The following is a 21,025-nucleotide window of genomic DNA, read 5'->3' as shown; positions in this document are numbered from 1 at the left end:
ACGTGAAGATTTACCGAAAACTCTGGCCATACTTGACAAAATACAAATACAGACTCAGCCTCGGTGTATTTCTATCTATATTTGTTTCCATATTTAATGGAGCCTCCCTCACGTCTCTCATTCCTATCTTTGATTCTTTAGGGACTGGTGAAAATTACAAGTTTCAAATTGCTCTTACCAAAAAAGACCAAACATTACTTTCGGAATACAACAAACCAGACCATCTCGAAGGACTCAAGTTTTGGGAATGGCAATTTGCTAATCTCAAACAAAAGACAAACGAAGAGCTTGCTGATAAAAAACCAGATGATCTAGTCTATCTATTCTGTTTAATCATCCTTCCGATTTACTTTTTGAAACTTATTTGTCTTGCAGGAACCGTTTACTTTGTCAATTCCGCAGGCCTTCTTGCTGTCAGTGATCTTAGGCAAGCACTCTATAAAAAACTCCAAGTGTTACCACTTAATGAGTTCTATCGTGAAAAAACTGGCGTTCTCATGAGTCGAGTGATCAATGATGTAGATATTGTTGGTAAAGTTGTATCAAATGACCTAAAAGATGCTATAAATGATTTCTTTTATATAGTCACTCATTTGATCATCTTACTCGTGTTAAGCTGGAAATTGTTTTTTTTATTATTTATTGTAATACCTTTGATTGTGGGACCTGTTAGTACATTTGCTGATCGAATCAGACGAACCACAAAAAACCAACAAGAACAATTATCTGAATTGAATGGCGATCTTCAGGAAGTTATTTCAGGAATTCGAGTGATCCGAGCATTCTCAATGGAAGATAAAGAAGCCGATCGATTTTTTAAAGTAAATCAAAATCTTTCAGATAAAACATTTAAAACGCATTTTTATCACCAAATAGGTCCCGCATTGACAGAGTTATCTGGATCTGTTGTGACTATGGTTTTTTTAGGGATAGGTGCATGTTTATTAGAAGATGCAAGTTTTTCTAAAGGGATGTTTATTGCTTTTTTCCTAACTTTGATTTTCCTTATGCGCCCGTTAAAACAGATGAGTATTCTTGTGAACTTAATCCAAGCTTCTGTGATCGCAAGTGATCGCGTATTCGAAATTTTAGGAAGAGATGTGGATATTAAGGAGCCGAAGGTCCCGAATCCTTTGGGTGCGCTCTCAAAGTCCATTGAGTATAAAAATGTTTCTTATATTTATCCTAATACAGATATATATGCTCTGAAAAATATAAACCTAACTTTACCTCGCGGAGGAACCATTGCGATAGTAGGTTCTTCTGGTGCCGGTAAATCAACGTTAGTTGATCTTTTGCCAAGATTAATTGATCCAAGTGAAGGTGGGATTTTTTGGGACGATGTAAATGCAAAAGATATCAGTTTAGATAATTTACGCAAACGGATCGGAGTGGTTTCGCAAAATATTTTTTTATTTAACGGATCTATTCGTGAAAATATTGCTTTTGGAAAACCCGAAGCGTCTGAGGAAGAAGTGCGACGAGCTGCCGAAGATGCCTTTGCTTCAGAGTTCATCGAGGCCTTTGAAGAAGGATATGATACCATTGTGGGAGAACGTGGAGTTATGTTGTCGGGTGGTCAAAGGCAAAGGATTTCGATTGCTAGGACATTACTTGCCAACCCGGAAGTATTGATTTTGGATGAGGCAACTTCTGCTTTAGATACAGAATCGGAGCGTCTGATTCAACAAGCGTTTGTTAGGTTGTATGAAAACAAAACGGTTATTATCATTGCTCACCGTTTATCTACGGTCAAAATTGCAGATACTATTTATTATTTAGAAAACGGTGAAATCGTAGAAAGTGGCAGTCACATTGATTTATTAAAAAACCAAAACTCTAAATACAAAAGATTGTATGATATGCAGTTTTCAGGTTCAAATTAGCTAAAACGGTCTTAGGCCAGGCGGCCCACTCCACAATTAGGACAAAACTTTGCATTGGGAATTGCAACAAACGAACCGCAGCTGGCACAGGTCCAGTTCTCGTTGATTTTGGGAGTGGGAAGAATTGCCACATTCGCTTTTTTTTCCTTTAGTTCTACTTCTAAGGAATCCAATGCTTCAATATAAGGAAGGGATTGGGTTTGGAATTCCTCTTCAGTTAATTTACCTGAATCAAAATCAGATCGAATGTCTTTTAGTGAATCTAACAAATTGTTTTTCCTTTCTGTAAAGGGTTTTAGGTAAGCTCCTTCATCTTTTCCAAAGGGTGATTCATCCAATCGGAATCTGTAATAAAAGACTAAAAAAGGCGCAACCAGAATGATTCCAAATAGCAAACAATACAGATATAAGAGAAAATCCATACGTTCAGAATTTGGACTTTTTATTTTTAGGCAATCTCTTTATCTTTGGTCAAAGAAGAGAATTTAAAATTATGGCCGTAACAAACCCTTTAATTGAAGAAAAAATTAAAACTGCAGAAGAAGTGGCAGCACTTCTACCCCAACATGTCACTCTAGGATGTTCTGGATTTACACCGGCTGGATACCCTAAACTCATTCCAGTTGCCTTTGCCAAACGAATTGAAGAAGAAAAAAAAATAGGTAAAGAGTTCTCTATTAATTTATACGCTGGTGCTTCCACTGGCGAGGAATTGGACGGTGCGTTAGCAAAAACTGGTGCACTAAAATTGAGAATTCCATACCAGTCGAACTCGCACCTACGTAATCTCATCAACCAAGGCGAAACTGATTTCATCGATATGCATTTGTCTCATGTTGTAAAGTACATTGAACACGGAATTTTACCAAAAATTGATGCAGCGATTGTAGAAGCAATTGATGTAACCACAGATGGAAAAATCTATCTCTCAACATCTTCTGGAATGAGTGCAACTTATATCCATAATGCGGAATCAGTTTATATTGAGTTAACGGATACTCATCCTTTAGAGTTAAAAGGTTATCATGATGTTTATCTTCCAAACCATCATGAAAAAGGACTTCCGATTAATATTCTCACACCTGGGGATCGTATCGGATTACCTTACATTCAAGTTCCTCCTGATAAAATCAAAGGGATTGTGCGATCTAGTAAACCAGATGCAGCGACTGTTTTTAAAACTCCGGATGAAGATTGTCAAAACATTGCAGCTCACGTATTGTCTTTCATACAACATGAAATCAAAAAAGGTAGAATCCCGAAAGAGTATCTTCCTTTTCAGAATGGGGTAGGGAATATTGCTAACGCAGTTCTTGCTAGTATGGCAAAAGATCCAAACTTCCATTCAATACAAATGTATACGGAAGTGGTACAAGATTCTGTTTTTGATTTGATAGATGCAGGAAAACTAGAAATTGCCTCTACTTCCGCATTGACTTTTTCGGAAGCAGGATTAAAGAGATTCCACGCGAATATAGCAGAGTGGAAATCTAAGTTCATCATTCGACCACAGGAAATATCTAACCACCCAGAAGTAATTAGACGTATGGGTCTTATCGCTATGAATACAGCAATCGAAGTTGATATTTATGGAAACGTAAACTCCACGCATGTAATGGGAACTTCGATGATGAATGGAATTGGTGGATCTGGAGATTTCACTCGAAATTCCCATTTGTGTATTTTTATGACACCATCACTTGCCAAGGACGGAAATATTTCTGCGGTGGTTCCGATGGTATCGCATACGGATCATAATGAACACTCAACAATGATTTTTGTAACAGAACAAGGGTTAGCTGATCTTAGAGGTTGTCCTCCGAAAAAAAGAGCTGAGCTCATTATCAACAATTGTGCTCATCCCATTTACCGTGATAAACTTCGTGAATATTATGAAAATGCGCTTAGGGTTTCTAAGGGAAAACATACTCCTCATGATTTGGAAAGAGCACTTTCTTGGCATGTTCAATTCTTAAAAACGGGAAGTATGAAGTGATTGCAGTAGTTGGCTCCGGAATTACAGGACTTACAGCAGCTTGGGCAATTGGAAAGTATCGTGATGTAACTTTGTTTGAAAAATTTCCAGAGATTGGTATGGCTGCCTTTGGGGCCAAACAAACGATAGATGGAAAAAATATTGAGTTTGATATTCCTTTTAGAACTATCAAACGAGATTATTATCCAACACTCTTTCAGGTGTATGATAAAGCGGGAATCAAAACTAGGCCTGTGGATTATTCATTTTCAGTTGAATCAAATGGTGACTCTGTTTTTGGATTCCGCTCCCACCAAATCTTAGGTATACCATTTGGAATACCTACTTTGGATTCCTTTCGAACAGGAAAAGGGAGGCAAATTTTTTCTGATTTGTTAAAGTTTTATGCCAATGCAAAAGAAGATTGGAAGAAAGAAAATCCAACCATCTCCATTTTGGATTTTCTTGTAAAACACGGTTATTCGACTGAGTTCATTTATGAATTTCTTCTGCCAACTTTTGCTTTAGTGAATACTTGTAAAACGGAAACTGTAGGTGCTTATCCTGCAGAAACCATTATTGGCTATCATTCTCGTGGATATTCTTATACACCACAAGAAACAGCAAGTTCCGGCACTAGGGATATTGTTAATCGTCTAACAACAAATTTAAAAAACTTAACCCTAAATGCAGGGATTCAAAAAATATATAAAAAAAATGATAAAACAATCATTCAATTCACTGCTGAGGAAAAAGAGTTTGATCACGTAATACTTTCTACTCAGGCGAACCAAGCAAAAGACTTACTCGGAGTAGGTTTTGATTTAGAAAAAGAAGTGTTAAATGAATTCCGATACGAATCTAGCGATGTTGTCTTACATACTGATGAATCTTATTTTTTGAATCCTAAAGTTTCATTAATTTTTAAAATCCGAGATGGGTTTGATAAACCGGAGGTGACTTTGGACTTAGGTAGGATCATCCCAGAATTAAAAGGAAAAAAAATCTTTCAGACTTGGAATCCACACAAACTACCTAAAGATGCGGATACATTGAAAGTAGCAAAGTTTGAAAGACCAGTGATGGATGAGAGAACTGCTAAGGCCATTCAAAGGATTTCGGCAATTCATTCTCAAGCAAAATGTAATCTTTGGTTGTGTGGTTCTTACTCTTTGTATGGAATTCCTTTATTGGAAGCAGGCGCAAAATCTGCATTACAAGTTGCTTCTAGATTGTTAAACCAAAACATAGATGAGCTGATTCAGAAATAATTCTAAGTAGAATTTATTTTTCGAAAACATAATAGTAGTAGGTAAGTCCAAGGTAATTCACAAACCAATCTAAAATCTTTGCAAATACTTTTAAGGAAATCGGTAGGTCTTTTGAGTTATGAGTGAATCCTTTTAGGACAGATTGGGTCCAGTTTTGGTTTTCTATAAGTTTCCAACCAGTTGATTTCAAATCTAAAATTGTCTCTTCATTCAATTTTAAGTTTTCCTTTGGTATAAGAAAAGGTAGGTATAGCCAAACAAATTTTTTGAATTTGTTTTCTGATAACTGAAAGTTTGTGAATACAAATCTTCCACCAGGTTTTAAGACTCGGTAACTTTCTTTAAAAAATGTGGGAAGATTCTTAAAGTGATAGGCTGCATCTAAAGAAAATACATAATCGTAAGAAGAATTCGGTAACATTGTAAGAACTTCCCAACTTCCTTTTAGGAAAGGTTTTACGATGATTTTGTTAGAATCAAATAAATGTTCGGCGAAGTCTGATTGTTCTCCTGGAAGATTGATTGCGGAAAGAAGTTTTGGATGATAATATTTGGACCAGTATATCAAACTTCCTCCAAGCCCTGAACCAACTTCTAAAATTTTAGATTTGGATTTAAGTTCGCATCCTTTGGCAAATTCGGCTATAAACCTGATTCCCGCCGTTTTGTAAGAAGATTCCCCATCCCAATATCCAAAATTAGAAAGATAGAAGGGGGATGATTGGGGAAGGATAAAAGCTGGTGATTTTGAAAAAGGGAAGGGTGTCATTTTTTACTTGATAGATTCTTATACCCTGCCGGGTATGTAGTATGAGCCTTTCGGAAAACCAAACTAAACTGATCCACCGTATCAATCGAATCCAGGGACAGCTGGAAGCAATCAAGAATACGATCACAACGGAAGAAAAAGACTGCGAAAAGGCAATCTTACTTTTAAAAGCAGCCCATCAAGCCATGAAAAAATTTGGTGAGGCCTATATCCATGAGTACATGGATACATGTTTTAAAGAAAAAAAATCCACCCAAAACATCGAAACTGATGTGAAAAAAGCAATTTCTGCTGCTTTTTCCCTTTAACTCTCTCTTTCTTCCATAAAAAAAATCCATAAATTGATTGCCACATATACCCCATAGGGTATATGTGGATTAAGTATCTATATACTATAGGGGGTATGGTAATGTTTCTAGCTTCAACAAAAACTTGGTATTTGGAACGAGTGGTGTATTTCGTCGCAGGACTTTTCAGTCTCGTGGGTGTAACACTTGGGACCTTTGTTTCACCTTGGTGGTATTTATTGAATTTGCTTGTAGGTGTGAACCTGATTGTTTTTTCAACCACTGGTTTTTGTCCGATGGCAATTCTTTTGAAACAACTTGGTTTTGAACCCAAGGTTAAGGACTAAGAATATGAAATCAATCATTAGCTTTTTGCTTTTGGTCGTTCCGATGGCTCTCTTTGCGGAGAGCGTCGGTTTTAACGATTTGTGGAAACGAATTGAGGAAAATTCATCTGCAAGAAAAGCCAAGTATTTAGAATGGAAAGCGGGAGAAATCTCAAAAGATAGATCCGACAAACACTGGTTACCTAGAGTATATACAGATTTACGTACCTTCCAAACGAATGATCCCACATTAAATTTTATGGGAAAACTAAGTCAGAGAAGTGCGACAGATTCCGATTTTTCTACTGCCTCAACAAGGTATCGACCTGGAAATTTTCTAGACTCGAATAACCAAGCTTATTCGACATTGAATTCGGATACTATGAATCTGTTTTCAAAAGATACACTCAACTATCCTGGAAGTCATACATACTCTCGTGGGACAATTGGTATGGATTTACCATTATACGAAGGTGGGTCAGGAAAAACTCTGGCTGCCATGAATGAAAAAAGATCAACAGGTCTTAAGTTTGAGTGGCTTGCCGTCCGTGATCGTGAATTTGCTCAAACCGGTTTTTATTACCGGGCAATTCAGACTTTAAATGAATACAAACGCAGACTAGAACAAATTAAAAAAATTGAGTCTAGATTCCAATCCAATTATTCGCTTGGTAATAAAGGGAATCCTGTTGGATATGCAGGGTATCTTGCATTAAAATCTATCAAAAATCAAATTGCCATTTTAGAAAAACAATCCGATCTACAAATCAATGATTATAAAGAGACTTTATATGTTCTATCAGATCTCCCTCCATCTGATTTAGAAATTATAGAATCAGACTTGAATGTCTTTTTAGATACTCACTTCAAACGTCCTATTGGTTATGAAAGATCCAATCAAATGAATGCACAGATCAAATATGCTGAGGGCGAAAGACTTAAAAGCGATATGGAAATGGCAAAGTTTTTGCCTAAAATCGGTGCTTATTCCGAAGCATACGGATACCAAGGAAGTCGTAACGTAGCGAATGCCTACCAAGCTGGTGTGTATTTACAAATGAATCTTTATAATCCAAAAGATATGGGAGCTGTAGAGGAATCCAAACTTAATGCAGAAGCTGCATTAAAAAAAATTGAAGAAAAAACCAAAGAAGAAGAAGCCCATGTAAAGTCTCTTTTTCAGAAAGAAATTTCATTAAAAGAGAGTTTAGATTTGGTAATAGAAACTGTAAAATACCAAGAAGAACAAGTTGTAAATATGCAAAGACTCTTCCAAAGCGGAGCTATCAATGCCATACAATTTGCAGAAACATTAAATAAATCTTTAGAATTATCCCGAGTACTTATGGAAACAGAAATCGCTGTTTTACAAGTAAGAACAGAAACGTCGTTATTTTCAAATAAGGAAGAAGCAAATGAATCCATTGGAAGAAATTAGAAAAGGTTTTGCTGGGCGACTAGCAGAGACCTTCCTGCATTCGAGACTTACGCCAGTGATCGCAGTCGCTAGTTTGGTGTTAGGATTGTTTGCCGTTTACTTAACACCTAAAGAAGAGGAACCACAGATTTCTGTTCCTATGATAGATATCCAAATTCCAGCGCCTGGGTTTTCACCAGAAGAAACAGAACGTAAAGTTACGGAGTTTGTAGAGCGGGCCGTGTGGGGACTAGAAGGTGTTGAGTATATATATTCAACAAGTAAATGGCATGGAAGTTATATCACCGTTCGATTTAAAGTTGGCGAGCCTATCGAACCCTCATTGGTTAAAATCCACCATAAATTGATGGAGGTTAAAAATAGTCTCCCTTCAAACACTTTAAGTCCTATAGTTAAATCGTATTCCATTGATGATGTTCCGTTTTTGGCATTGAGTTTTAGTGCAGAAAGTATGAATGATTATCAGTTACGACAATTGGTAGCTCCCTTGGCACGTGAACTTTCATCAACTCCAGATTTAGCATCTGTGCAAATGTTAGGTGGATTAAAAAAAGTAGTCCGCGTAAAAGTTGATCCAAGTCTTTTGAATCAATATGGTGTTACCGCGATTGAAGTAGCAATGAGTTTGAAACAAAACGATGCTTTGATCCCAGCTGGGAAAAATTGGTCTTCTGAATCCATTATGGATATCGAAGTTGGCGGTGTTCTCAAAAAAATATCTGATGTCAAACGTCTTCCTGTCGCGCAACGGGGAGGGCGAGTGGTTCGGATCCAAGACCTTGCTCTTGTAGAAGAGGGACCAGAAGAAAGAACTAAATCTTCAGCTTTATACGATAAATCTTTAGGTGAAGGAAAACGAAATGCAGTCACCATTGTTTTTGCCAAAAGGAAAGGAACAAACGTAGTCAATTTATCTAAAGATCTTTTGGAAAGGGCAAACCTATTTCAAAAGGATTTACCAAAAGAAATTCAATTGAGTGTGATTCGTGATTATGGAAGTACAGCGGAAGATAAATCGCATGAGCTCATTGAACACTTATTGATTGCAACCATTTCTGTTACAGTCCTGATTGCCCTTTGGATGGGATGGAGATCAGCTCTTGTGGTTGCCATAGCAATTCCAGTGACTCTTGCCCTTACTTTGGCCATTTATTATTTTCTTGGGTATACTCTAAACCGAGTTACCTTATTTGCTTTGATTTTTTCCATTGGAATACTTGTGGATGACGCCATCGTTGTGGTCGAAAACATTGAGAGGCATTTGGAAGAAAATCCAAAGTTAGGTATCATTCGTGCTACACTCGTTGCTGTTTCAGAAGTAGGAAATCCTACGATCCTTGCAACATTTACTGTTATAGCTGCTATATTGCCAATGGCATTTGTAAGAGGACTCATGGGTCCTTATATGAAACCAATTCCTGTGGGTGCAAGCCTTGCAATGATTCTTTCTCTTATCGTAGCATTCGCAATTACACCTTGGGCCTCGGTAAGGTTACTGAAAGAAAACCATTCTCATACGGAAAACGGATCCGGTGAACATAAAGTTTCTAAATTAGACCAAATCTATATTCGTTTTATGAATTGGTTACTTGGATTCAAAAAGAATGCAGCCGTCTTTGGTGCAGTTACCATTGGTTTATTGTTTATTTCTATGGCATTTGTTGGATTCAAATGGGTGAAAGTAAAGATGTTACCTTTTGACAACAAAGAAGAATTTCAGGTATTATTAGATTATAAACCTGAAACTACACTGAATCAAAGTATGGGTCATACCGAAGAGTTAGCAAAAATCCTTTTAAAAAATTCGAATGTAGAGAAAATTCAAATTTTTGCTGGGGAAGCGGCACCGTTTTCTTTTTCGGGAATGGTAAAACACTCCTTTCTTCGTAATCTCGATTCGATGAATGATTTACAGGTGATTTTGAAAAATAAAAATGAACGCAAAGAATCAAGTCATGAGATTATAGAAACTTTACGTTCCGACATACAAAAGTTTGGTGAAGATTACGGTGTAGTGACTAAAGTTTTGGAAATCCCTCCTGGACCTCCAGTGATGGCAACTATGGTTGCAGAGGTATATGGTCCAACCGCACAGGAAAGGAAACGTGTGGCCGAGGAAATTTATCAAGTTTTTCGAGAAGAACCTAGTGTAGTAGATTTAGATACATCCCTTAGGAATGGTCGTCCAAAGATGGTTTACCCAATTGATTTTGAAAAATCAGGTCTTTATGGAATCAAAACTTCTGCTCTTGCTTATACAGGTTCCATCCTATTTTCCGAATCGCCTTTAGTCAGTTTGGCGACTGCGGAAGAACCGGAAGAAGTAACAGTGAATCTTTCTGTGATTCAAAGTTACCGTGGTTCTAAAGATCCGTTCCAAAACCAAAACATTATGTCTATGGAGTCAGGAGTGATTTCCTCAGAACGTGTTTTAGGAAAACCTTATTTGGAAGAAGATCGGGCCCTCTTTCGAAAAAATTTAAAGCCGGTCAACTATGTGATGAGTGAACTTTCAGGCGCAGAAGAAGCTCCCGTTTATGGGATGTTAAAACTTGCTCCCAAAATCAAATATGAAACACAAACGGCCGATGTTCCTTGGAATACAACAAAACCTGTGATCAAATGGGACGGCGAATGGTTTATTACCTATGAAGTGTTTCGTGATCTAGGTGGTGCTTTTGCCGTTGTGATTTTACTCATTTATGTTTTGGTTCTTGGGTGGTTTAAAAGTTATACAGTTCCACTCGTGATTATGGCTCCGATTCCTATCTCTCTCATTGGAATTTTGCCGGGTCACTGGGCGATGGGTGCTTACTTTACGGCAACTTCTATGATTGGATTTATTGCGGGAGCAGGGATCATTGTTCGAAACTCGATCATTCTCGTGGACTTTATCGAAGGAGAAATCAAAAAAGGTGTAGATCTGAAAGAAGCCGTTGTCCATGCAGGAGTAGTTCGTTTTAGACCGATGTTACTGACTGCCTCAGCCGTGGTGGTTGGATCCTTTGTCATGTTATTTGATCCAATTTTTCAAGGTCTTGCCATCTCACTTATGTTTGGTGAAATAGCTGCCACAGTTCTCAGTCGATTTGCGGTTCCTGTTTTATACTACTGGTTTATCGGAAAATCAAGGCAAGGTGTGATCAAACACGGTTAGTTTTTGGTTTTGAATTCGAATCATAAAATCTAATCTTAAAATAAAAAAGGCTGAAAATAATTTCAGCCTTTCAGTCGAACCCTTTGGCTTGAAACCAAAGGGTTTTTTATCAGACAAACGAATTAACGAGTTCCTTCGTTTTTAATCTCACTGTGATTCTTATACAATCCAGCTGCTGTTAGAGAAGGTGCTCTCACATGTCCAGTGTATTGTGTATAAGTAGTGCTTCCACTCACGATAGAAGTTTGGCATTTATCAAGCCCACCAGCGCGGTTGTATCCACAAGAAGAGTGGTATGCCACAGCATAGTCATCTTCTCCTGGAAGGATTGCAGATGGTCCGAATGCACCTTTGTAACCAGGTACATGGTTGATCTGAATTCCACCAGTGTTGTTGTGATTGAATGCCCCACGAGCCGTGGATACGATGAGAGACTTATCCATCGCATTTCCAGCAAATCCAAATGTTACGCCATTCAGTGCAGAAGCAAGTTCTGATCCACCAGAAGCAGCAGCAAGAGCTGTTACTTTTGTAAGATTGAATCCTTTTGCTGATGCAGTCGAACCAAGGTTGGACAGCCAAAATTCGATCGCATAACAGCCTGCGGAGTGACAAACGATTTTGCAAGAGTTTGATCCTTTACAATAGTTTGTAAGTCCAGTCGCAATATTGGTTTGCGCACGTGCTGTTCCGTAAGTTCTAGGATCAGAAGTTCCATCGTAACCGATGAAAATTTTAGATCCAGAAACTGTATTCGCAGAGGTTCCCCAATACGAATTTACGTCTGTTGTTCCCACGCCGTTATGGTTTTTGTCTGATTTTCCGTGAATGAACACGGTATATGTTTGTGCACTGAGCGATCCTGCAAACAGCATCGTAAGTACAGTGGTGATGGTTCTTCGCATTTGTTTTTCCTTTCCTGATTTTCTATATTACGACACAAATTCCATAAATAAGTCAAATATGTCAAATTATATAATAAGAAGGCAAAAAAAAGGCCAGCCGTTTGGCTGACCTGTCCTTTTCCTTTTTTAGAGGAGAAGTAAGGGAAGTTCGGCTTACCGATATCCTTCTGTTTTGATTTCGCTGTGGTCGAGGTAAAGACCAGTCGCCGTTACAGACGGAGCGCGGTAGTGTCCACTGTATTGTGTGTAAGTTACATTAGAATTGAACGGCCAGATTCCTTCGCTTTGTGTAAGAGAAGATTGGCATTTGTTAAGGCCCCCTGCTTTATTGTAACCGCAAGAAGAGTGGTATGCGACAGCATAATCATCTTCACCAGGAAGAATGGCAGAAGCACCAAACATACCTTTATAACCAGGAACGTGGTTTACAGCAACACCAGCAGTGTTGTTGTGATTGAAGGCACCACGAGCTGTGGAAACGATCAGAGACTTATCCATTGCATTTCCAGCAAATCCGAAAGTGATTCCATTGAGTGCAGAAGCAAGTTCTGATCCACCAGAAGCAGCAGCAAGAGCCGTTACTTTTGTTAGGTTAAATCCTTTTGATGATGCCGTAGAACCGAGGTTAGACAACCAATACTCAATCGCATAACATCCAGCAGAGTGACAAACGATTTTGCAAGAGTTGGACCCTTTGCAATAGTTTGTAAGTCCAGTAGCGATATTGGTTTGTGCACGTGCAGTTCCGTAAGTTCTAGGGTCAGATGTTCCATCATAACCGATGAAAATCTTTGATCCAGAAACGGTGCTAGTGGAAGATCCCCAGTATCCGTTAACGTCTGTTGTTCCCACACCATTGTGGTTTTTGTCTGACTTACCGTGAATGAACACAGTGTAAGTTTGTGCACTGAGCGATCCTGCAAACAGCATCGCAAGTATTGTTGTGATTGAGCTACGCATCTCTTTTTTCCTTTTCCTTTCTTTAAATGATACCGGTTAACTATCTCCAACCTTCGGTTTTGATTTGGCCGTGGTCTAGATAAAGTCCTGTGGATGATACAGACGGAGCACGGTAGTGTCCACTGTATTGGTTATATGTTTTGTTAGATCCAAATGGCCAGAGCCCTTCGTATTGAGTGAGGGATGTTTGGCATTTATTTAATCCGCCAGTTCGGTTGTAACCACAAGAAGAGTGATATGCTACAGCATAATCGTCTTCTCCAGGAAGGATGAGGGAAGCACCGATCATACCTTTGTAACCAGGAACGTGGTTTACGGCAACACCAGCAGTGTTGTTGTGATTGAAGGCACCACGAGCTGTGGTAACAATGAGAGATTTGTCCATTGCATTCCCACCAAATCCAAATGTGATTCCATTCAGCGCGTTTGCAAGTTCTGATCCACCGGAAGCAGCAGCAAGGGCAGTGACTTTTGTTAGATTAAATCCTTTTGCCGATGCAGTGGAACCGAGATTAGCCAACCAATATTCAATCGCATAACATCCAGCAGAGTGACAAACAATCTTACAAGAGTTGGATCCTTTGCAATAGTTTGTAAGTCCAGTAGCGATATTAGTTTGGGCCCGAGAGGATCCATAAGAACGTGGGTCGCTTGTTCCATCATATCCAATAAAAATTCTTGTTCCACCTACAGAGTTAACGGAAGAACCCCAGTAGCTGTTTACGTCAGTAGTACCCACACCATTATGATTTTTGTCCGATTTTCCATGAATGAAGACTGTGTAAGTTTGGGCACTTAGGGATCCCGCTAAAAGGACTGCCGTAATGGTTGCTAGTATCGTTCGCATTTTGTTTTCCTATTTTTTAAAGGTATGTTCTCCTTGTTTTATAAGTTTGGCAAAAGATTGACAAGAAATTTTTTTACAAATTTCGACAAAATTTTAACATATTTTTGCCATTGTCGGGTTTTCTCTGACAATCTTTAGGTTTGGATCCTAGGATTTTGCTAGGGGAATGCGGATTGTAAATAGGGTTTTGCCGGGACGACTTTCCACATGGATGTTTCCACCGTGGTTTTGGATGATTTTCTGGACGATAGAAAGACCCAGGCCTGTGCCCATTCCCAGTTCCTTCGTGGTAAAAAAAGGTTCAAAGATACGGGGTAAAATCTCTTCAGGAATTCCTTTGCCATTGTCTTCGATAGTTACCAGGGCATCCATTGTTTCCTCGTGTAGAAAAATTTGGATTTTCCCCCCTTCTTTAGGACAGGCTTGGATAGCATTATAGATTAAGTTGGTCCAAACTTGCACGAGTTCGTCGGCGTGGCCGAGGATGACCGGATCTCCACTGACTTTCCAATCTATTTCGATATTTTGTTTCCAACTAGTGGAATACATCGAAAGAACAGATTCAATTCCCTCTCTTAGAGAGAGGAGTTTTTGTGATTCCTTAGGACCTGCATAGGAATGATGTTTGAGGGCAAAAACAATCTTTGAGGCTCGCTCCACTGCCGTCTCAATAATCCCTAAATGAAACCCAATGACAAAATCATTGAGTTTGGATTGGAAAGTGTTTCTTCCTTCTTCGGTATCAAATAACTTTTGGTATGGTTCTGGAATGGTTTCAATTTTAAAATCGAAACAAGTATCTGCCAGAGAAATGGGATCTGGGACTGATTTGGATTTAAAATAGGCGATGAGTTCTTTTTTTCTTTTGAACCTGGATGTAACTTCAGATCGTTTTTGGGTTTTGAATTCTTCCAAAAATTGTTCTGCTAAAAGAACTGTTTCTGTTTTTTCTGAACCCACAACATTAGCCTGACCATCTTTGATAAACTGGATACTTCCTTTAATCGCTGCTAGTGGGTTATTGATTTCATGTGCTACACTGGCTGCAATTTTTCCAAGAGTAGACATTCGCTCTGCTTGTAAAAGTTGCTCTTGGGTTTCTTTAAGCTCTAAAATGGTTTGGTTTAATGATTCTGTGCGTTCTTTAATTTTTTGTTCCAACTGCAATCTTGCATCACGAACAATAGAAATCATTTCATTAAAGCTATTGGATAACTCACCAATTTCATCTTTGCTGGATACTTTGACAGTAACGAACAAATCCCCCGAATGCATTTTTCTGATCCCCGCAAGTAACCTAGTTAATGGATAAACGATGCTCGTTTTGTGTAAAACGGGATATAACATAAAGATTGTAAATAAAGAGAAAAGTAATGTGACTATCAGCCAAACAACGGTTTTGTGTACAGTGTTTCTGTATTCAATGTAGGGGATTGCAATGAAGAAGTGGTGATTCTTTGCATAAAAATCCGAAGTCCAATAGATTCCACCGGGATTACTAGAAAATGACTGTAGTTTAAAGGATTCGAAAGAAGTGGGTATCTTCTGAATAATTTTTATATCTTCTTTTGTATAGTTTGCTTTATTGATTCGAAAATTTTGATTTTGAATGTCGATGACAAGTTCTGAAAGATAAACAAAAGGATAAGTGGACCCCAATTCCAATTGTGTTTTGATACTATGTTTTTCACGACTCATTTCATTTTGAAAATCTATGCGGAAGCGGTTAAATAAAAAATTAGCAACAATGGAGAGGATTAAATATAATACGGTTAAATTAAATGTCATGATTTTGAATCCGACTGTAGACGGAATTGTTTCTTGGTTGAGAGAAACCAAAACAAGAATGGTCATGATAATGATTGTTAGGTTAGTAAGTAAAAAAAGAAAGGTTGGTTTGCTAAAATAATTTAGGTCAACGAGAATATCGGCAAAAGCCAAAGAAAGAATTCCAAGGATCGCTAAAATAAATCCTCCAATATATCTTTTTTGTAAACCTTGTAACTTTAGATACTTCGCGATTAATACAGTTGTTGTATTCCCAAGAATTAAACATAAAGTTCCTGCGATGGAAATAATGGAAAGTTGGACAAGAAGTGAGGAAGAGTGTTGGTCTGGAACATAAAATTCCATTTTGGGATCAAAAAGGATGTCCCGGAAAAAAAAACCGATCCCGTTGGAAAGAATCGCAAACACAGAAAGAATGATATGGATACGAAGGCTCCATTTTTTCCAGCCTGGAAAACTATTTTCTTGGAATCCGAAGGCAAGGTTTGAGGTAGCGATTCCCAACACCAAAATGAATGGATTTTTCAAAAAAACAAAAACATAGGCAGTCCACGGTGCGACAAATGAATTGCAAATCGACCAGGCCACTGACCAAAAAAAGAGACAGAACAAAGGGACAAGGAGGCCGCGGAAGGTGGGTGTTAAGTCCTCCTTTCGTGACATAAAGTAGACAAAGGCTATCCCACTCACCAAACAGAGCCCAAAATAAAAGAAACTGTATAGATTCAGTAAGGGTGCCAAGCCAATCCAGAAATCCCTGAGATTTGACTTTCGGCAAGCATTTCGTTTCCCGCATTGGTTTTTATTGTGCGTTGCACAAGATTGGGCTTGTCTCTACGAGGTAGTGTCGAATCATGGACTTATTGTGCGATGCACAAATAAAAATGCGGCCAAGAGGACCCAATGCGAAAACAAAATACAATCACTCAAATTCTAGGAACTGGACTGATTTTGGTCCTTTTCCTAACAGAATCCTATGGAAAGATCAGTTCTGCCGGACTTTCCGTCCGTAATGAATCTTCCAAATGGAAATTGGAGTCTTACATTGCCAAACACAGGCCAAACCTTTCTCCCAAGGAAAGAGGCGAGTTGGTAAAAGCGATGGAAAATGCCGCGCTGGGCCTTCGTCTTCCCAGTGGAAATCAAAAAGAGCGGCACGACAAATTAGGATTTTTGGTAGGCCTTGTGCATACAGAATCACAGTTCCATAAACGAGCTAAATCATATAAAGGAGCTCTTGGCCTGATGCAAGTGATGCCAGCAACAGCCAAGTGGTTGGCTGAAAAAGAAGGAATTCCTTTTTCTTCTGACAAGGACTTATATGATCCAGAAATAAATTTGTACATTGGTGTTCTTTATTTGAATTACTTAATCGAACGCACTGATTCCTTGGAGGCAGCATTGTTATCATACAACGCTGGACTTGGTGGTTATAAACGATTTGGAGGGATTCCAGAGTATTCGCGATCAGTGTACCGGTATTATGATGAATGGAAATCAATGCCCACTCCAACACAAAGCCTGATATCCGAAACGGTTGCGAGTCTTCTTTCTATCTAAATTTTACTTTACATAGTTTTAAAACCGACAAGGCTCTTATCCGTTTTATAAAACAAAAGGATGGGAGCGTATGGATTTAATTCGTAGATACGGTGTGTATCTAGCAGTTGTTATATTGGTCGTAATTGGCCTTATCTTCTTTTTCATTAAGGATAATGTTGGTTCTGATCAAGATGCTAGAGAGAAAGCCAGACAAGAAAGGATGGCAAGTAGCTCAGATCCAACGCAAGGTGATGATAGTTCTGGAAGTGGATCAGATGGATCCGGTGGGATTCCTGACGATGGCGCCACTCCTGAATATATTTTAGAAAAGTATCTAGAATGGGCTGAATACCCTCCTTTCTCAAGACCGATGTCCATTCTCAATCATGATTTGGCTTTCCCTTTCATTATTGAAACTTCCCCTGATTATTCCATTGATCCAAAAACGAACGAACCAACGGGCTATGTATGTTTATTCCAACCGAAAACTTGGGCCGTGATCGGAAACAAAGATATGATGTACGTAACATTAGAATGTCGTGACAAAGCAAGAAATCGAGTGAAGGTATCTATCGATTCTCATCAAGTTTTTAAAGAATGGGAAGGACAAAGGTATGGAGTTGTCAGCGCTTCTGTGAATGACAATGGAACTGATGGAGACCAAACGAGAGGGGATAATATTTTCACTTTCTCTTGGAAACCACAAAAAGCAGATTGGGGACAAATGTCTCTTGTTGCAGAAATCACTTACGGACCAGAAAATTTAAAAACAACGCTTACTTCGAGTTTCTTTTCTAGTCCTTCCATTCCAGCTGAATTTAACGGAGTTTTTTCTGATTCTTTACAAGATGGATCATTGATTGTTCGCGCAGTAGTGAATGTTTATAAAAAAGGGAAGTACCATTTAGAAGCAAATTTAAAAGACGAAAAGAATGGAGAATATATCGCATATGCAGTATATGATGGCGATTTGGTTTCTGGTTCTAACGAAGTAGAATTTACTTTTTTTGGAAAAATCCTTCGTGATAAAGATTTAGATGGTCCATACATTGCGACATCCTTTCGGGGACACCGCGTAAACTTACCCATTGATCCTGAATGGTTTAACCAAGGGGCAGAAGGTCTCAGAAAAATCCAAGCGGCAAAAACAACAGAACCAGATCGTGAACTCGTTGTTCCATACAAAGAGGAATACAAAACAAAATATTATAAAGTGGAATCCTTCTCGAATGCAGCGTGGGATTCGGCAGACAAACAAAATCGCATTCGTCAAATCAAAGCACTACAATAACCTATGTTAGAAAAAACAAAAAAATTCATCCGAAAGAGACCATACGTGAGTCTCTTTCTTCTTTTGATTCTCACCCTTCCCGTCACCTTACATCTTTTGTTTTGGGGGCTTGTTGCCTTAAAAGCACCTAAGTATAGCGGAGAAATTATTTCTGATAAGCTAACTTCTCCTGTGACTGTGATCCGAGACGAAGCAGGAATTCCTCATATCGTAGGAGGCGATGCACGTTCCGCCTATTTTGCGTTAGGTTATACAATGGCCCAGGATCGTATTTTCCAGATGGAATTACAAAGACGAATTGGGAAAGGGGAACTCACTGAAATTTTTGGTGAAAAACTCATTCCCACAGATCAGTTTTTGAAATCTCTTCTCTTAAAAAAAACGGCGGAAGAGTATGCCAATCAAAAGGATCATATTTATCCTGAGGCATGGGAGCAACTAGACTGGTTTTTGGATGGGGTAAATCATTTCGTATCTGAAGACAATTTGCCAATTGAGTATACCATTCTTGGAATCAAACCGAAACCCTTTGATCGAGTAGATGCTATTTCTTTTTTGTTTTATATGGGTTTTTCTTTTGCGGAAGGAATCAAATCGGACAGTTTGTACACCATTATGGAGTCGGAACTTAAGGGTAGGTCTGCAAACGAACTTTTCCCACGTTATGATTTTGAAACCAATGCGACGATTCTGGAAACACAACCGGGTGTACAGCGGTTAGCTTACGGTCAGGATATCGAAAAAATAAATCCATCCATGAAACAAAACTCAAGTTTGACTTCCACTGAGAAACGAATTCTTTCTCCGAAGCTTTCCCAAAATCTTCAGATCAAAAAGCAATCGGGTGGAGAGGATGTTCTAAATCTAAAACAACTCGTTTCTTTTGTGAACCAATTGCAGTTACCGATTGAGCCGTTAGAAGGTAGTAACTCTTGGCTTGTGGCTCCCAGTCGTTCTGAAAGTGGAGGTGCCGTTCTTGCCAATGATCCACATATCGCTCTTTCCAATCCTGGGGCTTGGTATGAAGCCTATATTGAATATCCAGGATATGAAAATTATGGATATTTTCTATCTATCATTCCTTTCCCTCTCATCGCACATAACAGAGATAAGGCATGGGGGCTTACCATGTTGGAACAAGATGATGTTAACTTGTATTTAGAAACCATCGAAGGTGGAAAATTCAAAGCAGGAAATACATGGAAAGAGTTAACTTATTATCGCGATCCAATTCGTAAAAAGGATGGAACCGAAATTCCATTTGAAGTAGGGATCACAAATCACGGTCCTCTGATTACAGAACATATCAAAGGATTTAAGGGAAGGCCTGTGAGTTTGTATTGGGCTCACCATCATGTACAAAACCCACTTCTTGATGTTCTTTTTCAAATGGGAAAATCCAAATCATTTGCAGAACTTGATTCTGCTTCTTCAATGATTGGGGCACCAGGTCTAAATTTTAGTTATGCGGATAAAAATGGAAACATTGCTTATTATGCTGTGGGAAGATTTCCGATTTTAAAATCGGGTAATTCTCGTAAAATTTTAGAAGGTTCAACTGGTGAAAATGATGTGGTTGGTTATGTTTCGGCAAAAGACAATCCAAAGATCATCAATCCAAAAAATGGAATCATCGTCACAGCAAACAACCAAGTGACAAGTAAATCTCTCACCGGGCTTGGAAAACCAGAAGGAAACTGGCAACCACCTGATCGTTTTCAAAGGTTAGTTGGTATTTTGGAAACAAAAGAAAAGTGGAGTTTGGAAGACCTCGCAGCAATCCAAAACGATACCGTCTCTTCCTTTGCACCTGAGTATTTAGATCTTGTTTTATCAACGGTCAAAGAAGCAAAAACTCCCAATGGCAAAAAAGTTCTGGGGATATTAAAAAAATGGAATTTTGAACATTTCCCCGAGTCGCAAGGAGCTGCTGTTTACGATGTATTCTTTTATATCACTCTTCGGGAATTGTTAATTGATGAGATGGGTCCCGCCAATTTTGAGTTATATGGAGATATGGCAGAGTATTGGAATGCATATCGCCGATTCGTAAGGAATACAAATTCTCCCTATTGGGATGACTTACGAACTGAAGGAATTATCGAAACGAGAGAAGATATTCTCAAAAGATCGATTGAGGAAACAGGTCGGTATTTAGAAACACATCTTTCTGCATCTCCGAGCCTTTGGACATGGAAAAATTTATACAAAATCAAACACCCTCATCCACTCGGCGTATTGCCACTGATAGGTGGTATTTTTGATATTGGTCCGCTTCCTTCTGCCGGTGGTGCCGAAGTGGTTAATAATTTAAAATACAAACTGATGAAAGAAGATTGGACGGCTACTGCCGGTCCATCCAAAAGGAGAGTGATTGATTATGGCCGCTTTGAGGATTCCGTAACCCAACTTCCCATCGGGAATAGCGGAAACCTTGCAAGTCCCTTTTATGGGAACTTAGTGGATGATTATATAAGTGGGGTTCATAGGAAAATCTTGTATTCAAAAGAGCAAGTGGGGGCTGGAAAATTCCGATTGGAATTCCGACCTCAGTAGTTTCTAAAAAAATTCCCCGCGGGACCT

The 21,025-nt window shown here is 38.7% G+C and carries 16 protein-coding genes; 10 read left to right on the top strand and 6 right to left on the bottom strand.

Annotated features, from left to right (window positions below; all coding sequences use genetic code 11):
* Positions 1–2 precede the first annotated feature (2 nt).
* Entirely contained in the window at positions 3–1,886 is a 1,884-nt protein-coding gene (locus tag ND811_RS16095) for an ABC transporter ATP-binding protein (protein WP_265353080.1), read from the top strand.
* An 11-nt stretch (positions 1,887–1,897) separates the two neighbouring features.
* Here the strand turns inward: ND811_RS16095 and ND811_RS16090 are convergent, their stop codons facing one another.
* The gene (locus tag ND811_RS16090; RefSeq protein WP_265353081.1) at positions 1,898–2,308 is read right to left on the bottom strand and encodes a zinc ribbon domain-containing protein; all 411 of its coding nucleotides are present in this window, start codon (positions 2,306–2,308) and stop codon (positions 1,898–1,900) included.
* A gap of 71 nt (positions 2,309–2,379) precedes the next feature.
* Between ND811_RS16090 and ND811_RS16085 the strand changes: the two genes are divergently transcribed.
* On the top strand, positions 2,380–3,882 hold the full coding sequence (locus tag ND811_RS16085; RefSeq protein ID WP_265353082.1) for a succinate CoA transferase: 1,503 nt from the start codon (positions 2,380–2,382) through the stop codon (positions 3,880–3,882).
* Complete coding sequence (locus ND811_RS16080) at positions 3,879–5,132, top strand: NAD(P)-binding protein (RefSeq protein ID WP_265353116.1); 1,254 nt, start codon at positions 3,879–3,881, stop codon at positions 5,130–5,132. The genes ND811_RS16085 and ND811_RS16080 overlap by 4 nt, the downstream gene beginning before the upstream one ends.
* A gap of 13 nt (positions 5,133–5,145) precedes the next feature.
* On the opposite strand, the gene ND811_RS16075 is transcribed toward ND811_RS16080, so the two are convergent.
* Positions 5,146–5,901, bottom strand: a complete 756-nt coding sequence (locus ND811_RS16075; RefSeq protein WP_265353083.1) for an SAM-dependent methyltransferase — start codon at positions 5,899–5,901, stop codon at positions 5,146–5,148.
* A gap of 41 nt (positions 5,902–5,942) precedes the next feature.
* Between ND811_RS16075 and ND811_RS16070 the strand changes: the two genes are divergently transcribed.
* From ND811_RS16070 to ND811_RS16055, 4 genes are all read left to right on the top strand, one after another.
* Positions 5,943–6,209 carry a metal-sensitive transcriptional regulator gene (locus tag ND811_RS16070; RefSeq protein WP_135571240.1) on the top strand — a complete coding sequence of 89 codons (267 nt, stop codon included), beginning with the start codon at positions 5,943–5,945 and terminating at the stop codon, positions 6,207–6,209.
* A gap of 101 nt (positions 6,210–6,310) precedes the next feature.
* Positions 6,311–6,535, top strand: a complete 225-nt coding sequence (locus tag ND811_RS16065) for a YgaP-like transmembrane domain (protein ID WP_265353084.1) — start codon at positions 6,311–6,313, stop codon at positions 6,533–6,535.
* A gap of 4 nt (positions 6,536–6,539) precedes the next feature.
* The gene (locus tag ND811_RS16060) at positions 6,540–7,952 is read left to right on the top strand and encodes a TolC family protein (RefSeq protein ID WP_265353085.1); all 1,413 of its coding nucleotides are present in this window, start codon (positions 6,540–6,542) and stop codon (positions 7,950–7,952) included.
* A complete protein-coding gene (locus tag ND811_RS16055) occupies positions 7,930–11,109 on the top strand; it encodes an efflux RND transporter permease subunit (RefSeq protein ID WP_265353086.1) in 3,180 nt (1,059 codons plus the stop codon). Before ND811_RS16060 ends, ND811_RS16055 begins: the two co-directional genes overlap by 23 nt.
* A 122-nt stretch (positions 11,110–11,231) precedes the next feature.
* Here the strand turns inward: ND811_RS16055 and ND811_RS16050 are convergent, their stop codons facing one another.
* The 4 genes from ND811_RS16050 to ND811_RS16035 all read right to left on the bottom strand — a co-directional run bounded on the left by ND811_RS16050 (position 11,232) and on the right by ND811_RS16035 (position 16,350).
* A complete protein-coding gene (locus ND811_RS16050; protein WP_265353087.1) occupies positions 11,232–12,014 on the bottom strand; it encodes a hypothetical protein in 783 nt (260 codons plus the stop codon).
* A 153-nt stretch (positions 12,015–12,167) separates the two neighbouring features.
* A complete protein-coding gene (locus ND811_RS16045) occupies positions 12,168–12,974 on the bottom strand; it encodes a hypothetical protein (RefSeq protein WP_265353088.1) in 807 nt (268 codons plus the stop codon).
* A gap of 40 nt (positions 12,975–13,014) precedes the next feature.
* On the bottom strand, positions 13,015–13,821 hold the full coding sequence (locus ND811_RS16040; RefSeq protein ID WP_265353089.1) for a hypothetical protein: 807 nt from the start codon (positions 13,819–13,821) through the stop codon (positions 13,015–13,017).
* Between the two features lie 147 nt (positions 13,822–13,968).
* Positions 13,969–16,350 carry an ATP-binding protein gene (locus tag ND811_RS16035; RefSeq protein WP_265353090.1) on the bottom strand — a complete coding sequence of 794 codons (2,382 nt, stop codon included), beginning with the start codon at positions 16,348–16,350 and terminating at the stop codon, positions 13,969–13,971.
* Positions 16,351–16,512: 162 nt separating this feature from the next.
* On the opposite strand from ND811_RS16035, the gene ND811_RS16030 reads away from it, so the two are divergent.
* From ND811_RS16030 to ND811_RS16020, 3 genes are all read left to right on the top strand, one after another.
* Positions 16,513–17,169, top strand: a complete 657-nt coding sequence (locus ND811_RS16030; protein ID WP_265353091.1) for a transglycosylase SLT domain-containing protein — start codon at positions 16,513–16,515, stop codon at positions 17,167–17,169.
* Positions 17,170–17,239: 70 nt separating this feature from the next.
* The gene (locus ND811_RS16025; RefSeq protein WP_265353092.1) at positions 17,240–18,442 is read left to right on the top strand and encodes a hypothetical protein; all 1,203 of its coding nucleotides are present in this window, start codon (positions 17,240–17,242) and stop codon (positions 18,440–18,442) included.
* A 3-nt stretch (positions 18,443–18,445) separates the two neighbouring features.
* Positions 18,446–20,998, top strand: coding sequence for a penicillin acylase family protein (locus ND811_RS16020; protein ID WP_265353093.1), 2,553 nt, complete (start codon positions 18,446–18,448; stop codon positions 20,996–20,998).
* Positions 20,999–21,025 lie beyond the last annotated feature (27 nt).

Origin of the sequence: Leptospira soteropolitanensis (assembly GCF_026151655.1) — a bacterium.
GTDB classification, from domain to species: Bacteria; Spirochaetota; Leptospiria; order Leptospirales; family Leptospiraceae; genus Leptospira_A; species Leptospira_A soteropolitanensis.
The sequence above is the reverse complement of the archived record's forward strand: the minus strand, read 5'-3'. Positions and strand labels throughout refer to the sequence as shown.

Excerpts from the sequence above, each read along its gene's own strand:
- ND811_RS16090 (WP_265353081.1), bottom strand. The coding sequence starts at position 2,308 with ATGGATTTTCTCTTATATCTGTATTGTTTGCTATTTGGAATCATTCTG.
- ND811_RS16085 (WP_265353082.1), top strand. The coding sequence starts at position 2,380 with ATGGCCGTAACAAACCCTTTAATTGAAGAAAAAATTAAAACTGCAGAA.
- ND811_RS16075 (WP_265353083.1), bottom strand. The coding sequence starts at position 5,901 with ATGACACCCTTCCCTTTTTCAAAATCACCAGCTTTTATCCTTCCCCAA.
- ND811_RS16070 (WP_135571240.1), top strand. The coding sequence starts at position 5,943 with ATGAGCCTTTCGGAAAACCAAACTAAACTGATCCACCGTATCAATCGA.
- ND811_RS16065 (WP_265353084.1), top strand. The coding sequence starts at position 6,311 with ATGTTTCTAGCTTCAACAAAAACTTGGTATTTGGAACGAGTGGTGTAT.
- ND811_RS16060 (WP_265353085.1), top strand. The coding sequence starts at position 6,540 with ATGAAATCAATCATTAGCTTTTTGCTTTTGGTCGTTCCGATGGCTCTC.
- ND811_RS16055 (WP_265353086.1), top strand. The coding sequence starts at position 7,930 with ATGAATCCATTGGAAGAAATTAGAAAAGGTTTTGCTGGGCGACTAGCA.
- ND811_RS16050 (WP_265353087.1), bottom strand. The coding sequence starts at position 12,014 with ATGCGAAGAACCATCACCACTGTACTTACGATGCTGTTTGCAGGATCG.
- ND811_RS16045 (WP_265353088.1), bottom strand. The coding sequence starts at position 12,974 with ATGCGTAGCTCAATCACAACAATACTTGCGATGCTGTTTGCAGGATCG.
- ND811_RS16040 (WP_265353089.1), bottom strand. The coding sequence starts at position 13,821 with ATGCGAACGATACTAGCAACCATTACGGCAGTCCTTTTAGCGGGATCC.
- ND811_RS16030 (WP_265353091.1), top strand. The coding sequence starts at position 16,513 with ATGCGAAAACAAAATACAATCACTCAAATTCTAGGAACTGGACTGATT.
- ND811_RS16025 (WP_265353092.1), top strand. The coding sequence starts at position 17,240 with ATGGATTTAATTCGTAGATACGGTGTGTATCTAGCAGTTGTTATATTG.
- ND811_RS16020 (WP_265353093.1), top strand. The coding sequence starts at position 18,446 with ATGTTAGAAAAAACAAAAAAATTCATCCGAAAGAGACCATACGTGAGT.